The sequence below is a fragment of the Saccharothrix sp. DSM 118769 genome (assembly GCF_052936295.1).
Genome location: NZ_CP193627.1, coordinates 8,635,029 through 8,650,051, shown reverse-complemented (window position 1 = coordinate 8,650,051; position 15,023 = coordinate 8,635,029). Strand labels below are relative to the sequence as shown.

Here is a 15,023-nt window from a genome sequence, read left to right as displayed (position 1 = left end):
CCGTTCCCGGAATGCGCGCCCGGCCGTTCGCGGTCCTTTCCGCGAGCGGCCGGGCGATTGCGGTCGAACAGGAGTGGTGGTGTACTCGCACCAGCCGGAACAGGAGGCTCGGGTGACCGGATCATTTGGTGAGTTATTGCGCGGCTGTCGTATCGCGGCGGGGCTGTCGATCGGGCAGCTCGCCAAGCGCGTGCACTACAGCAAGGGCTACCTCAGCAAGATAGAGAACGACCTGAAGCCACCGCACGAGACCGTGGCCCGGCTCTGCGACGGCGCGCTGGACACCGGCGGCAGGCTCATCGAGGCGGCCCGCGAGGCGCGGGAGCGCGTCGTCGAGGCGGGTCTCGCGCTCGACCGCCGCCAGGTGCTGTTCGCGGGCACGGGCACGGTGCTCGGCATGGCGCTCGCGGGCGGACCGCGGCCGGTCGCGGACGAGCGCGTGGTGGCCGGGATGCGGACCTCGTTCGAGCACCTGCGCGCCCTCGGCACGCAGACGAGCCCGGTGGTGGTCCTCGAACCCCTGGTCGCCCAGGTGCGCACGGTGCACGCGCTGGCGCAGGAGAACCCCGAGCCGGTCCGGGGTCGGCTGCTGCTGCTCGCCGCGCGGATCGCCGAGTACACGGGGTGGATGAGCCAGGAGGCCGGTGACGAGCAGCGCGCGCTGGAGTGGACCCGGCACGCCGCGGAGCTGGCGCGGGCGGGCGGGGACCGGGAGATCGCGAGCTACGCGTTCGTCCGGGAGGCCGGCCTCGCGCTCTACCGGCAGGACGCGGCCGACACCGTCGACCTGGCCCGGCAGGCCCAGCTGGTCGGCGGCGCGAGCCCGCGCACCCTCGCCCTGGCCGCCCGCCGCGAGGCGCAGGGGCACGCCCTGGCGGGCGACCGCGACTCCTTCCAGCGCGCGCTGGACCGCGCCGTCGACCTGCTCGACCGGTCCACCCCGGACACCCGGGCGTACCCCCTGCTCGGCACGACCGCGCCCGACCCGGTGGAGCTGGCCCGGGGGTGGTCGCTGTGCGACGTCGGGCGACCGGAGGAGTCGGCGGCCGTCCTGGACCGGGAGCTGGTCGGGCTGCCCGCCCACTCCCGCCGCTCCCGGGCCCGGTTCGGCGCCCGCCGGTCCCTCGCGCACGCGCTGTCGGGCGAGATCGACCAGAGCTGCGTGACGCTGGTCGGGACGCTCGACGACGCCGCGCACGTCGACTCGGCGACCGTGCGCGCGGACCTGCGGGAACTGGCCAGGACCCTCGGTCGGTGGCACAACCACGGCGCGGTCCGGGAGGTCTACCCCGAGCTGCGGCGCGTGCTCCAGCAGCGGTACTGACGGCGCGCGGGCGTCCGGTGGGCGCCCGCCCCGACGGCAGCCGTCCTGACGGCGCCCGCCCCGACGGCACCTGCCCTGAAGGCACCTGCCCCGACGGCGCCCGTCCTACCGGCAGCCGCAGGTCAGGGCCGCGTGTTCCGCCCGGACCCCGTCCGCCTCGGGCCGGCGGAGTTCGGCGAACCCGGTCTCGGCCGCGTCCCAGTGCGCGGCGGCGTCGGTGTGCCTCCCCATCACGTGCAGGGCCTGCGCGACGCCGAGTTCGGCGTGCGCCCGGTGGGCGCGGTTGCCCGTGCCGGTCGCCAGGTCCAGCGCCGCCCGGTAGGAGAGCAGCGCCTCCGCCCGGTCACCGCGGGCCAGGGCGGTCGTGGCGCGGTCGCGGTAGAGCTGCGTGCGCAGGTCGGCGTCGGACACCCCGGCCGCCACCACCCTGGCCCGCTCCTGGTGGCGCGCGGCCTCGGCCAGCCGGCCCGCCGAGCGGTGCACGTTGCCGGCGTAGTTCAGCGCGTACGCCGCCAGGCAGTCGTCCCCCAGCCCGCGGGCCAGCTCGTACGCCTCCACGTGGGCGGCCAGCGCCTCGTCCGGGAACCCGAGGCGCTGCTGCACCGAACCCAGGTTGTTCAGCGCGTGCGCCAGCCCCTGCACGTGACCGACCTCGCGCAGCATCGGCACCGCGGCCCGGTGCTGCCGCAGCGCGACCTCCAGGTCGCCGCGCTCCTCGTTGAGGTAGCCGAGCATGCTCAGCGCGTGCCCCTGGCCGCGCAGGTCCCCGCACCGCTCGTACTCCGCCAGCGCGGCCCCGAAGTGCCCGATCGCCTCGTCGTGCCGGCCCAGCTCCATCAGGGGGATGGCGATCGCGCACAGCGTGGCCGCCTCGCCGGCCACGTCGCCGACCCGCCGCCACGCCGCGAGCGCCCGGGTGGCCAGCTCCAGCGCCTCCTCCAGCCGCCCGAGCCGGTCGTAGGCGGTGGCCAGCCGGAGCAGCACGTGCGCCCGGCCGTAGTCGTCGCCCGGCTCGGCGCACACGATCCCGCGGGCCAGCTCCATGGTCCCGACCCAGTCCTCGAACCGGCTCGTGGTGTTGAAGTGGCGCCAGATCAGCACCGCCAGCCGCCAGGCGTGCCCCGGCAGGCCGAACCCGGCGGCGCAGTGGACGGCGGCCACCAGGTTGTCCCGCTCGGCGGCGATCCACCCGGCCGCCCCGGCGCCGTCCGCGAACGCGGGGACCACCGGGCTGGTGCGGTGCACCGAGGGCAGCTGCGCGCGGTCGAACGGGTAGGCGGTCCCCACCGCCTCCGCCAGGCCCACCAGGTAGAAGTCCAGCAGCCGCAGCAGGGCGTCCGCGCGCTCGGTCGGCGTGGTCGGCGGCGGTTCCGCCGCGGCGAACTCCTTGAGCGGGTCGAGCATCCGGTACCGCTCCGGCGAGGTCTCCTCCAGCAGGCACACCTCGTGCAGGTCGTCGAGCAGCGCGCGGACCGAGGCGACGTCCCGTGCCGCGAGCGCCGCCGCGCCGGTCACGTCGAGGTCCGGCCCCGGCAGGTGGCCGAACAGCCGGAACAGCTCCCGCTGCGGCGGACCGAGTTCCCGGTAGGACACGCGCACCGCCGCCGCGCCCGTCTCGTCGTGCGTGTCGGCGTGCCACGGCCCGCTCTCCTCCAGCAGCCGCAGCAGGTGCTCCAGCGGCCACCGGTCGTGCCGGCGGAACAGCGCGGCGGCCAACCGGATCGGCATCGGCAGGTACCCGCACCGCTTGACCACCGCGCCCACCTCCGCCGACCGGCCGCGCAGCCTCGGCGCGCCGACCAGCGCGCGGAACAGCTCCAGGGCGTCCTCCGGCGGCAACGGGGAGAGCCGGACCTGCTCGCCGGTGTCCGGCTCCCCGACGCGCCTGCTGGTCACGATCGCCAGGCAGCCCGGCGCCTCCGGCAGCAGCGGCCGGACCTCCTCCGGCGAGTACGCGTTGTCCAGCACCACCAGCGTGCGCGTGCCGTACAGCTCCGTCTGGTACAGCGTGAACTTCCGGTTCACCGACGTCGGGATCTGCTCGGGCGGCACCCCCAGCTCGACCAGGAGCCGGCTGAGCGCCTCGGACACGGTCACCCGCGGCACGTTCGGCGTGAACCCGTTGAGCCGCACCAGCAGCTGCCCGTCCGGGAACCGGTCCCGCAACCGGTGCGCCGCCTCCACGGCCAGCCCGGTCTTGCCCGCACCCGGCGCGCCGCTGACCCACACCGCCCGGCGCTCACCGGGTGCCGAGGCCGCCCGGGCGATCACCGCCAGCTCCTCCCCGCGGCCGGTGAACCCGCCGGGCCGCGACGGCAGCGAACTCGCCGGCTCCCCGCGCTCCGCCCGCGCCGCGAGGTTGCGCAGCAGCGTGCCCGGCTCCAGGCCGTCCCCGGCCAGCGCCTCCCGCGTCTGGTGGAACACGCGGATCGCGCCCACCCGGTCACCGCCCGCGATCAACGCGCGCATCAGCAGCTCCGCGTGCCGCTGCCCGCCGGGGTCGGCGCGCACCACGGGGCGCAGCCGGTCCCGCGCCGACCGGTGGTCGCCCGCGTCCAGCTCCAGCTCGGCCAGGTCGCCGACCGCGTCGACGCGGACCTCCTCCGGGAAGGCCACGTCGGAACCGCCCACCCGGTCGACGTCGATGTCCTCCAGGAACCGCCCCCGCCACAGGCCCACCGCGTCGCGCAGCAGCCCGATCGCCCGGCGCGGGTCCTCCCCCCGCACGCCCTCGGCCTCCGCGCGCAGCCGCGCGAACCGGGTGCTGTCGACCCGGTCCTCGCCCACCCGCAGCAGGTAGCCGGTCGCGGTCGTCTCGATCGCCACGTCGTCCGCGTCCCGGAACGCGTTGCGCAGCTTGTTGATGTAGCCGCGCACCAGGACGCGGCGGTCCGGCTTGCCCCACACGATCTCGGTCAACCGCTCGGTCGACACCGGTCTGTTCGCGTGCAGCAGCAGCACGACGAGGACGAACCGCTGCTGCTGGTCACCCAGCGGCACCGGGGCGCCCTCGTGCCACGCCTCCAGTGGACCCAGTACTCGAAATTCCACGCCGCCTCCCGGTCCGCGAGCTTGATGTCTACGGCAGATGTCGCACAAGCGGCCGTCCGTGTGTCCGAATCAGCCTCCGGTCCACCTTCGGTAGACAAGCACCGGCCACGCTGCGCCCTGTCCGCAAAAGGTGTGCCGAGGAGGAACCGAATGGGCCACGACGTGGTGCCCTGCTACGTGATCTGCGACGTGTCGCCCTCGATGACCGACCACCTCGACGAGGTGAACGCCGGCCTCCGCGAGTTCCGCGGCGCCATCCACGCCGACCCGTCGGCCGCCGGGCGCGTCCGGGTCTGCGTGGTCGGTTTCGCGGCGACGCCCACCGTGCTGCAACCGCTGCGGCCCGCGGCGGAGCTCACCGAGGTCGGCACGTCGGGGCCGGCCGCGGGCACCAACTTCGGCCCCGCGTTCACGCTCCTGCGCGACACCATCGCCCACGACGTCCACGCCCTCGGGGCGCAGCGCCTCCGGGTCCACCGCCCGGTCGTCTTCTTCGCCTCGGACGGGCGGCCGACCGACCCGACGACCTGGCCGGCCGCCTTCGCCGCGCTGGAGGACCCCGCCTGGCCGGCGCGCCCGACCGTGGTCGCCTTCGGCCTCGGCGCCGCCGACCACGGCACGCTCGACCGCATCGGCACGTCCCGCGTGTTCCTCCGCCAGGACGGCATCCGCCTGGGCGCCGCCCTGGCGGTGTCGGTGACCTCGACGCCGCGGCGCCCGCACCGGCTGTAGGCCATCCACGATGTGTCCACTTCCGGTCCACTGGCCCGCCGCACCCTGTGCGGGAGAACACCGCGGAGATCGATCGGGGGCGAGCCGGTGAACGCGTATCAGGACCTGGTCCGCGAGTTGAAGTCCCTGCGCAAGGGGCGTGGCGTGCTGACCGGGAGCATCGGGGACCGGGTCGGCCCCACCCTGCGCGCGACCTGCGGGGTGACCGAGGGCGACGAGCCCGGCACCATCCGCCACAAGGTCGCCGCCCGGCTCACCGAGCTGGCCGGGCACCTGCCGGACGACCTGCGCCTGGCCACGCGCGCGGCGTTCGCCATCGGCCTCGACGCCGAGGCGCGGCTCCCGCTCTACCAGGAGCGGGTGCGCTGGGCGTCGGTCAGGATGGACCGCGACCCGCGCACCGTCCGCCGCCGGGTCGACGAGGCCATCAACCACCTGGCCGAACTGGCCGTCGTCGTGCCCCGCGACCGGCCGGATGACCGGTCGGGCGGGTCGGCGCGGGGCTGGCGCACCGCCGAGCTGCACACCGTGCTGACCCTGGACAGGCCCCGTCCCGAGGTGATCGAGCGGCACCGCGTCGTCGCCGACCGGAACGGCCTGCGCGAACTGGTCCTGACGCCACCGCTCCCGCTGGACCGGACCGGCCTGGACGTCGGGGTGCTCTACGGCGGCACCCTGGTCGACCACTCACCCCTGACCCTCGCCCTGCCGACCCCGGTGGCCGCCGGCCAGGGCCACGACTTCGCGATCCGCTTCCGCCCGCTCGCCGCGCACGCGGAGTGGTCGCACCTCGCCTACGTGCCGCGGCACCCGTGCGACCTGCTGGACCTGAGGGGCCGCTTCGGCAGGACACCCGAGCCGCCGCGCGTGTGGGCGCTGCACGGCGTGCACCCCGGCGACGTCGCGGACCGGGCCGGGCACGGCCACCCCGTCGACCAGGCGGGGGAGATCCACCTGAGTTTCCGCCACCTCACGCCGGGCCTCGCCTACGGAGCGCGGTGGGAGGTGGCGGGGTAGTGCGCGCCGGCCCCGCCCGACGACGCGCACGGCCGTCAGCAGCGCCCCGTCAGCAGCGTCCTGTCACCAGCGTCCCGTCACCAGCGCTCCGTCAGCGGCATCCCCGTCAGCGGTTGGAGGGCGGGAACCGCCCGCCACTGCTGCCGAGCGCGATCAAATCCGTGTACTGCTCCTGCCACGACCGCTCGGTGGCCAGCAGGTCAGCGAGCTTCTGCACCCACTCGACGTCGATCGGCGGCGTCCCCCCGAGGGTCAGGTGCCGCTCGGTCTCCCGGCGCGCGCTGAGCCACTCGGTCATGGTGGGGCCCAGGGCGGGACCGCCGGATTCTTCCGTCATCTGGAAACCGTACTGCGTCGAACGGGTCCGGCACGCGTCGACTGCGGTACATTCGCCCGAGTCGGGTTACCAGGTGCAGGCACCCAGCCGTCGCGGTTCCCCGACCCAGTCCGGCCCAGGAGTTCTCCGGCCGGGGACGGGAGCACCGGCTTGCTGCCGGATCACCAGCTCGCCCCACCACTCACCCCGAGCTCGACCTTCGGAACGCGCGCGAGCGCAGAACTGGGGCAGGCATGACGATCACCGGACGTCCGATGCGAGCGGGCGGCACCACCGTCGGCTTCGCGGAAGCACGCGCCGCCACCGACGTGGCCGAGGCCGCCCAGCAGTTCCAGGCGGCCCGCACCGTGGCGGACCACTCGCTCGACGTGAGCGACTGCCGTGAGCTGCTGTCCATGCTGGGCCTGTCGGCCCGGAGCGCGGACAAGCCCGCTCCCGCACGCCAGGACCGCCCCGTGAACGGCCCGCACCGCGATGTGCAGGGTGCGTTCCGGTCCACCGGCGGAGCACGTCGCTGACCGGAGGAACCACCACGTGGTCCGAAGGCACCGAGGGCTTCGGTCCCTGAAGCAGGGCTGACCGGGCCGGGCGCGGGTTTCCGCGCCCGCCCGGTCCTCGCCGTGCCCGCAGGACGGTGAACCGCGACCGCGGCGGGTGAACGGACCGCGCCCGGCACGTGGACAGCACCCGCGCCTACCGCGCGCCTGAAGGCGACCCGCCGCCCGGCCCGCCGCCCGACCCGCCGCCCGGCCCGCCGCCCGACCCGCCGCCTGGCCCGCCGCCTGACCCTGCGCGCCGCCGCGGCTCGCGACTTCCCGCTTTCGCGGGGACCGCCAAACTCATCGACAGACCTTTTTCAGGGTGCGCACGAGCTCGGGCCACAAGCGGCCTATAGCCTTTCTCGGCGTCGCTCCCGCGGAATGGCCGTCGTCGTCCGGACGAGGTGGGCGACGACCCCCCTGCCGTTCCGACGAAGGAAAGTCATGCGCTCCAGACCGTCTATCGTGCTGTCCCGGATCATCGAGGGCGTGCTCGTCCTGCTCGGCGTCCCCATCTTCTTCGCGGAGGTGGAGGACATCAGGTGGATCGCGTTGTGGGACCTCATCGCCGTCGTCTACCTCGCGATCCGCGTAATCCGCCTCAGCCGCGGCAAGCGGGCGGGCGACGACCAGGGCGCGTGGGTCAAGAACGCGCTGGGCCGCCGCAGCGGCACCCTGTTCACCCTGTTCACCAGCCTCATCGGGATCACGTCCGGCCTGACCATCGTGCTCGTCGAGGAAGGCACCCAAGCGGGGTTGCTCGGCAAGGTCGTCGGCGTGCCCGCCGTGCTGCTGGCGTGGGCGATCCTGCACTTCGGCTACGCCGACCGCTACGCGCAGGCCTATTACAGCGCCCTGCCCGAGAAGCTGTTGGTGTTCCCCGGCACCGAGCACCCGACGTTCATCGACTTCGCGTACTTCTCGTTCACCGTCGGCACCACGTTCGCGGTCTCCGACGTCGAGTCGCGCACCTCCGGGATGCGGCTGCGGGTCCTCGCGCACGGCGTGCTCTCGTTCATCTACAACACCGCGATGCTCGGCATCGCCATCGGGGTCATCAGCGGCTGAACCACCCCGGGCGCCCGCACGGTCACCCGCCGACAACCCGCCCGCGGGACCCGACAGGAGCGGAGTGCTCCTTACCCGAGCCCGGTCGACCGGGCTCGGGTAAGTCGGGGGTCGCCTGGGAAAAGGTGGGTGAATCGTGCAGTGCTGTCACCGCGACAACCGCGACAACCGCGCCCGCGACACTTCCGACAATGGCCCATTCCTCAACCGCTCTGTGCCGCAACCGCCGGCAGTACGACCGGCTTCCGGCGAACAACGGGCACGGCCACTCGCAGGGCGGACGAAGGGTGACGTGAGCGAGTTCACCGCCGGCGAGGACCGATCGGCCTTCTTGATCAAGTTCGACGGGATCTCGTCGGCACACCATCGGCACAGACGCCCGTGAACGGCCGGTTCCGGCCGGGCGCAGCCGGACAAGCAAAAGGCCCGCTGACCAGCATTCATGCTGGTCAGCGGGCCTTTTCGTTGGTGCCCCCGGCAGGATTCGAACCTGCGCACCCGCCTCCGGAGGGCGGTGCTCTATCCCCTGAGCTACGGGGGCCGCAGCTACGGGGGGAAGCTTAGCGCACTGCCGCACGCCGGTTTCACCCCCTACCCTTTTGGGTTGTGGAACGGGTGGTTCAGGGCTTTGACCTGCGGCTTCGGGTTGTCGAGGGTGGGGTGCCCGGTGGGGTGCCCGTCGTGCTGGTGCACGGGTACCCGGACACGTCCTCGGTGTGGGACGAGGTCGCCGAGCGGCTCGGGCGGCGGTTCCGGGTCGTTCGGTACGACGTGCGGGGGTGCGGTGGGTCGGAGGCTCCCGGGGAGCGGGACGGGTACCGGGTCGAGGTGCTCGTGGAGGACCTGCTGGCGGTCGTGCGGGAGGCGGGGGCGCCCGTCCACCTGGTGGGGCACGACTGGGGCTCCGTCCAGGGGTGGGCGGCGGTGGCGGCGCACCCCGGCTTGTTCCGGTCGTTCGTGAGCCTGTCCGGGCCCGGGTTGGCGCACCTGGGGCGGGTGCCGGTCCGGACCAAGGCGCGGTCCTGGTACGTCGGGGTGTTCCTGGTGCCCGGGGTCGCGGAGGCGGTGTGGCGGGTCGGGTGGGTCCGGCGGCTGCTGCGCGCGGGGCGGCGGGAGCTGGTCAACGGGTTGGAGCTGTACCGGGCCAACGTGGGTCGGCGGTTCGAGCCGGTGGCGGTCGAGGTTCCGGTTCACCAGGTCGAGTTGGTTCGGGACCCTTTCGTGGGTCCCGGGCACCTGGACGCCGCGAAGCCCTGGGTTCGGCGGTTGACCCGCAGTCGGGTGCGCGCCGGGCACTGGGCGCTCCGGACGCACCCCGATCTCGTCGCCGAGCGCATCGGGGCGGCCATCGGACCGTGATCGACGGGTTGCACTCATGCGCATGTGACTATATTTTCCGAACCATGGGTCACGGGCATGGGCACGGGGTGTCGGCCGGCGGCGGGAACGGGGGCGGGCACGCCAGCAGCAGTGCCCGGCACCTCCGGCGGCTCTGGGTGGCGTTCGCCATCGGAGCGGTGTTCATGCTGGTCGAGGGGGTCGTCGGCATCACGACGGGCTCGTTGGCGCTGATCTCCGACGCCGCCCACATGCTGACCGACGTGCTGGGCGTGGGCATGGCGCTGGCCGCGATCGCGCTGGCGAACAAGGCGGGCACGAGCGGGAGCCGGACGTTCGGGCTCTACCGGGCCGAGGTGCTGGCCGCGCTGGCCAACGCGGTGCTGCTGTTCGGCGTCGCCGGGTACGTCGTCCACGAGGCCGTGGGCCGCTTCGGGAACCCGCCCGAGGTGCCGGGCCTGCCCGTGCTGCTGGCGGCGGCGGCCGGGCTCGTCGCGAACCTCGTGTCGTTCGCGGTGCTGCGGGAGGGCGCCAAGGAGAGCCTCAACGTCCGGGGCGCGTACCTGGAGGTGCTGGCCGACCTCGTGGGTTCGGTCGCCGTGCTGGTCAGCGGCGCGGTCACGCTGGTCTTCGGGTGGCGCTACGCCGACCCGGTCACGGGTGTCGCCATCGGGCTGTGGGTGCTGCCCCGGACCTACAAGCTGGCGGCGAGCGCGCTGCGCATCCTGTTCCAGCACGCCCCGGAGCGGTTGGACGTGAGCGAGGTACTGGCCGACCTCAACCGGCTGCCGGGGGTGGCGGAGGCCCACGACCTGCACGTCTGGACGCTCACCTCGGGCATGGAGGTCGCCTCCGCCCACCTCACGACGTGCCGGGGCGCGGACCCCGCCGACGTGCTCGAAGCCGCCCAGGACCTGCTCGCGCAGCGGTACCGGATCGAGCACGCCACGCTCCAGGTCGAACCAGGAGATTCCGCGCAGAGGTGCCGCGAAATCTCCTGGTGACCCGTCACCTCACAGTCCCGAGCACTGCCCCGAACGCGGGCCGCGCACGTCGTTCGCCCAGCCGTTGTTCACCGGCGCGGGGTTGCCGGCCAGGCACGACATCGGCCCGCCGACGGTGTTGCCGGCCAGCAGCGACCCGCCCTTGTTGCCGATCAGGCTGACCGGGCCGCGGACGTCGGTCCGCTCCAGCGCCACCGGGCCCGAGGCGCCGGTGATGCTGACCGGGCCGCCGACGCGGGTGCCGACGAGCACGACCGCCGCCGCGCCCGCCGCGGACACGGGACCCCGCAGCTCGCCGCCGAACACGTACAGCGACGCGCCCGCCGACACCGACACGGGACCGGTCACGGTCGCGCCGTCCACGCACGTCACGCCCGACCGCACCTGCAGCGGCCCGGTGTGCGTCCCCGTCACGGTGGCCGCGCACGTCACGAACGGCTTGGCCAGCAGCTCCACCTCGGCCAGCACGACCGGGGCCGGGAACTCCAGCCGGTAGTGGGCGTAGTGGCCGGGCCTGGCGACCTTGAACGACCGCGTCTGCTGCCGGTCCCGGAAGACCTCACCCGACCGCGAGTCCACGTCCACCCACGTCGTGCCGTCGTAGGACCCCTTGAGGACCCACGCGGACGGGTCGCCGCCCGCGGTCTTCGCCGAGGTCAGCGTGTAGAACTCCGCCTGCTCGCGGACCGACGGCGCGGCCACCTGGAGCCACGACAGCGGGCCGGACGTCGCCGAGGTGTCGTCCACCAGCGGCGCGACCGGGTCCGAGGACGTGACGGCGCCCGCGACCAGCACGTCCCGCAGCGGCTTGGGCGCCTCGTCACCGGTGGTCAGCGACGGCGGCGCGGCGTCGGCGCCGGTGGCCCAGCGGGACGGCGAGGCGCCCATCTCGAAGTCGAGCACGCCGCCGGAGGCGAGGGAGGAGTGGTCCAGGTACGCCTTGTCCCACTTCTGACCGTTGACCTTCAGCGACTGCACGTAGATGTTCTCCGAGCTGTTCTTCGGCGCGTTCACGACCAGCGACCTGCCGTTGTCCATCCGCACGGTGGCCTTGGTGAACAGCGGCGACCCGATCGCGTAGGTGTCGTTGCCCATCTGGAGCGGGTAGAAGCCGAGCGCGCTGAACAGCCACCAGGCCGACTGCTCGCCGTTGTCCTCGTCGCCGGGGTAGCCCTGGCCGATCTCGCTGCCCAGGTAGAGCCGGGACAGGATCTCGCGCACCTTCTCCTGCGTCTTCCACGGCTGACCGGCGTAGTCGTACATGTAGGTGATGTGGTGCGAGACCTGGTTGGAGTGGCCGAGCTGGCCCATCCGCACGTCCCGCGCCTCGGTCATCTCGTGGATCACGCCGCCGTAGGAGCCGGTGAACTTCGCCGTCTCGGGCGTGGCGAAGAACTCGTCCAGCTTCGACGCCAGGCCGTCGCGACCGCCGTAGAGGTTGGCCAGGCCCCGACCGTCGTGCGGCACCGAGAACGCCATGTTCCAGCCGTCGGTCTCGGTGTAGTCGTGGCCCCACTCGCGCGGGTCGTAGTCCTCGGGGGACTCGCGCCGGGTGCCGTCCGGCTCGCGGCCCTGGAAGAAGCCGGTCGCCGGGTCGAACATGTGCACGTAGTTCTGCGCGCGGTTGGTGAAGTACTCGTGGTCCGCGAGGTAGCGGGCCTCACCGGTCTGCTCGTGCAGCGCCTTGGCCATGTTGGCGATGCCGTAGTCGTTGACGTAGCCCTCGATCGCCCACGACATGCCCTCGCCGGTGGCGGTGGACGTGTAGCCGGTGAAGATCGAGGTCTCCAGGCCCTTGCGGCCCACGCCCGCGTTCGGCGGCGCGACGGTCGCGTTCTTCACGGCGGCGTCGTAGGCGGCCACCGCGTCGGGCAGGTCCACGCCCTTGACGAACGCGTCGGCGAACGCCACGTCGGAGCTGGTGCCGGTCATCAGGTTGGCGTAGCCGGGGGAGGACCAGCGGGAGATCCAGCCGCCGTCCCGGTACTGCTGCACGAACCCGTCGGCCAGCTCGGCGGCCTTGCCGGGGGTCAGGAGGCTGTACGCGGGCCACGTGGTCCGGTAGGTGTCCCAGAACCCGTTGTTGACGTAGATCCTGCCGTCCACGACCTTCGCGCCGGTCCGCGTCGGCGTGCCGGGTCCGGAGGGCTGCACGGGCGAGGCGTACCGGTACGCGGGCGCGGCGGCCGTGCCCGTGTTCTCGAAGCCCGAGTTCGGGTAGAGGTAGAGCCGGTACAGGTTCGAGTACAGCGTGGTCAGCTGGTCCTCGGTGGCGCCCTCGACCTCGACGGTGTCGAGCACGTCGTCCCAGGCGGCCTGCGCCCGGTCGCGCACGGAGTCGAACGTGTCCGAGGGGGACACCTCCAGCTCCAGGTTCTTCTTCGCCTGGTCCACGCCGATCAGCGAGGTGGCGATCCGCATCGTCACGGTCTTGTCCGACGAGGTGTCGAACGAGAAGTAGCCGGCCACGTCGTCGCGGCCCGCGCCGGTCAGCCTGCCGCTCGCGGTCACCGGCTTGTCCACGACGCCGTAGACGAACATCCGGGTCGCGCCGGTCGACAGGCCGCTCTTGACGTCGGAGAAGCCGGTCACCACGCCGGTCGCCGGGTCGAGGGACAGGCCGCCGCTGTTGTTGACGTTGTCGAACACCAGGTTCGAGGAGCCCTCGGTGAAGGTGAACCGGAACACCGCCGCGTGGTCGGTCGGCGCGATCTCGGTCTTCATGCCGTTCTCGAACGACACGCCGTAGTAGTGCGCCCGCGCGACCTCGTTCTCGTGCTTGAACGGCAGCGCGCGCAGCGCCCGGTCCGCGGTCGGCGCGCCGATCGTCGGCATGACCTGGAACGTCTGCCGGTCACCCATCCACGGGCTGGGCTCGTGGCTCGCGGTGAACGCCTGGAGCGTCGGCAGGTTGTCCCGGTTGTTGTTCTTCGCGTACTCGTAGAGCCAGCTGATCGAGCCCGCGTTCGTCATGGGCGACCAGAAGTTGAAGCCGTGCGGCACCGCGGTGGCCGGGAAGTTGTTGCCCCGGGAGAACGAGCCGCTGGAGTTCGTGCCCCGCGTGGTCAGCACCCAGTCCGACGGGCGGGCGCGCTCCACGACGGCGGGCGCGGACTTGACCGCGATGTCGTCGAACCAGCCGTTGAACCCGGCCGGGCCGTCCGGGTTGTCGTACGCGACCAGGACGCGCTCGATCGTCTTGCCCGCGGCGACCGAGCCGATGACGGACGCGACGCGGTTCCACTGGTTCGTGTAGAGCGACTTCGCCTCGCCCTGGCCCCTCGGGGACAGCTCGAAGCCGTGCTGGTCGCGCGCGCCGAGCTCGCTCAGGTAGGTGCCGTCGGAGAACGCCAGGTCGACCGCGGCGAACGTGGCCGGGTAGTTCAGGTCGTCCGTGGTGAACGACGGGAACACCAGGTAGGACAGCTCCGTGGTCCCCGTGACCGGGATGTCGACCTCGAACACCTTGTTGTACGAGTAGCCGCGGCCCTCGGCGGTGTGCGTGCCCTGGTAGCGCAGCGCGCGCACGCCGGTGAAGCCCGCGCCCGCCTTGGCGTTGTAGCCGCCGTTGGCGCCCTTGCCCACGGTGGTGCGCATGTTCTGCGCGGGCGGGGTGGTGGAGCCGTCGGAGAACTGCACCTCGGCCAGCTGCACGAGGTTCACGCCGCCCGCGTTCGCGGCGATGTCGAGCCGGTAGTGCCGGAACGCGGTGGTGTTCGCGAGGTCGTAGCCCTTGGTCTGGAAGCGCTCGGCGAACGCCTCGCCGGTGCGGGTGTCGAGGTCGGTCCACGTCGTGCCGTCGTCCGAGCCGCGCAGCACCCAGTCCCGGGGGTCGCGCTCGGGCGCGTCGTTGGCGGACGACAGGGCGTACCGCTTCACGGCCACCGGCTCGGCGAAGGTGAACCGCACCCAGCCGGTCGGCGTGAAGGTCAGCCACTTCGACGCGGTGGCGCCGTCGACGAGGTTCCCGGCGACCTCGCCGGACCCGCTGTTCTCGGAGTTCGCGACCACGTCGACCACGCGGTCGGTGACGTTGCCGGGGATGCCGGTGGAGTCGGAGCCGTCGACGCCCGAGGTCTTCGGGGTGCCGTCCGGCGCGGTCTCGACCGTGCTCAGCCAGGTCGGCTGCGGTTGCCCGTCCTCGAACGACGAGGCGAAGAGGGTCTCGCTCACGGCTGGCTCCCCCGGCTCCGGTGCGGCGGTCGCGGGGGAATAGCCTCCCACGCCCCCCAGCGCCAGCGCAGCGGTCGCCAGGACCACCAGCGGTCGTCTACTTCGCATGTGCCTCATCGCGCACGCCTCTCGCCTCGTACCCGGCCGATGTTTAGCGAAGCAAAAGGCCCTTGTGACATCGTTGTCAAGGGTGCCCCGTCAACTTGTCCGCAAGCCTGTCCGACCGCTGCTCCAACCGATCCACGCCCGTCGTCGGGGGCGCGCCCCTCGTGCCCGGGATGCGGTCACACTCCGGGCGTAGTCGAGAGTGCCTCACCTGCTAATTCACTCGTTTGTAGTAGGTGTAAACCGGCCGGTAATGACATAGCGTTACGTCACCTCCTCCTGGAGGGTGTTGTGTCCTTCCGTTGCAGTACCGGGGAGTCGGGAAGGGAGTACGG

The 15,023-nt window shown here is 73.0% G+C and carries 10 protein-coding genes and 1 tRNA gene; 7 read left to right on the top strand and 4 right to left on the bottom strand.

The window, feature by feature from the left end; genetic code table 11:
• Positions 1–112: 112 nt before the first annotated feature.
• Positions 113–1,324, top strand: coding sequence for a helix-turn-helix domain-containing protein (locus ACRAKJ_RS36780; RefSeq protein WP_438926615.1), 1,212 nt, complete (start codon positions 113–115; stop codon positions 1,322–1,324).
• 105 nt (positions 1,325–1,429) lie between these two features.
• On the opposite strand, the gene ACRAKJ_RS36775 is transcribed toward ACRAKJ_RS36780, so the two are convergent.
• The gene (locus ACRAKJ_RS36775; RefSeq protein WP_438926616.1) at positions 1,430–4,375 is read right to left on the bottom strand and encodes a tetratricopeptide repeat protein; all 2,946 of its coding nucleotides are present in this window, start codon (positions 4,373–4,375) and stop codon (positions 1,430–1,432) included.
• Between the two features lie 150 nt (positions 4,376–4,525).
• On the opposite strand from ACRAKJ_RS36775, the gene ACRAKJ_RS36770 reads away from it, so the two are divergent.
• Both ACRAKJ_RS36770 and ACRAKJ_RS36765 read left to right on the top strand, forming a co-directional pair.
• Positions 4,526–5,107, top strand: a complete 582-nt coding sequence (locus ACRAKJ_RS36770; protein ID WP_438926617.1) for a vWA domain-containing protein — start codon at positions 4,526–4,528, stop codon at positions 5,105–5,107.
• 87 nt (positions 5,108–5,194) lie between these two features.
• Positions 5,195–6,124 carry a hypothetical protein gene (locus tag ACRAKJ_RS36765; protein ID WP_438926618.1) on the top strand — a complete coding sequence of 310 codons (930 nt, stop codon included), beginning with the start codon at positions 5,195–5,197 and terminating at the stop codon, positions 6,122–6,124.
• Positions 6,125–6,230: 106 nt separating this feature from the next.
• Here ACRAKJ_RS36765 and ACRAKJ_RS36760 read toward each other — a convergent pair whose 3' ends face one another.
• Positions 6,231–6,461 carry a hypothetical protein gene (locus tag ACRAKJ_RS36760; RefSeq protein WP_438926619.1) on the bottom strand — a complete coding sequence of 77 codons (231 nt, stop codon included), beginning with the start codon at positions 6,459–6,461 and terminating at the stop codon, positions 6,231–6,233.
• A gap of 233 nt (positions 6,462–6,694) precedes the next feature.
• Between ACRAKJ_RS36760 and ACRAKJ_RS36755 the strand changes: the two genes are divergently transcribed.
• The gene (locus ACRAKJ_RS36755) at positions 6,695–6,979 is read left to right on the top strand and encodes a hypothetical protein (protein ID WP_438926620.1); all 285 of its coding nucleotides are present in this window, start codon (positions 6,695–6,697) and stop codon (positions 6,977–6,979) included.
• A gap of 465 nt (positions 6,980–7,444) precedes the next feature.
• Positions 7,445–8,068, top strand: a complete 624-nt coding sequence (locus ACRAKJ_RS36750; protein WP_438926621.1) for a DUF1345 domain-containing protein — start codon at positions 7,445–7,447, stop codon at positions 8,066–8,068.
• Positions 8,069–8,534: 466 nt separating this feature from the next.
• On the opposite strand, the gene ACRAKJ_RS36745 is transcribed toward ACRAKJ_RS36750, so the two are convergent.
• Positions 8,535–8,609, bottom strand: a tRNA-Arg gene (locus tag ACRAKJ_RS36745).
• 131 nt (positions 8,610–8,740) lie between these two features.
• On the opposite strand from ACRAKJ_RS36745, the gene ACRAKJ_RS36740 reads away from it, so the two are divergent.
• Both ACRAKJ_RS36740 and ACRAKJ_RS36735 read left to right on the top strand, forming a co-directional pair.
• Complete coding sequence (locus tag ACRAKJ_RS36740; protein ID WP_438923144.1) at positions 8,741–9,427, top strand: alpha/beta fold hydrolase; 687 nt, start codon at positions 8,741–8,743, stop codon at positions 9,425–9,427.
• Between the two features lie 44 nt (positions 9,428–9,471).
• Entirely contained in the window at positions 9,472–10,410 is a 939-nt protein-coding gene (locus ACRAKJ_RS36735) for a cation diffusion facilitator family transporter (protein ID WP_438923143.1), read from the top strand.
• A gap of 9 nt (positions 10,411–10,419) precedes the next feature.
• On the opposite strand, the gene ACRAKJ_RS36730 is transcribed toward ACRAKJ_RS36735, so the two are convergent.
• A complete protein-coding gene (locus ACRAKJ_RS36730) occupies positions 10,420–14,700 on the bottom strand; it encodes a GH92 family glycosyl hydrolase (protein ID WP_438923142.1) in 4,281 nt (1,426 codons plus the stop codon).
• Between the last annotated feature and the right edge of the window lie 323 nt (positions 14,701–15,023).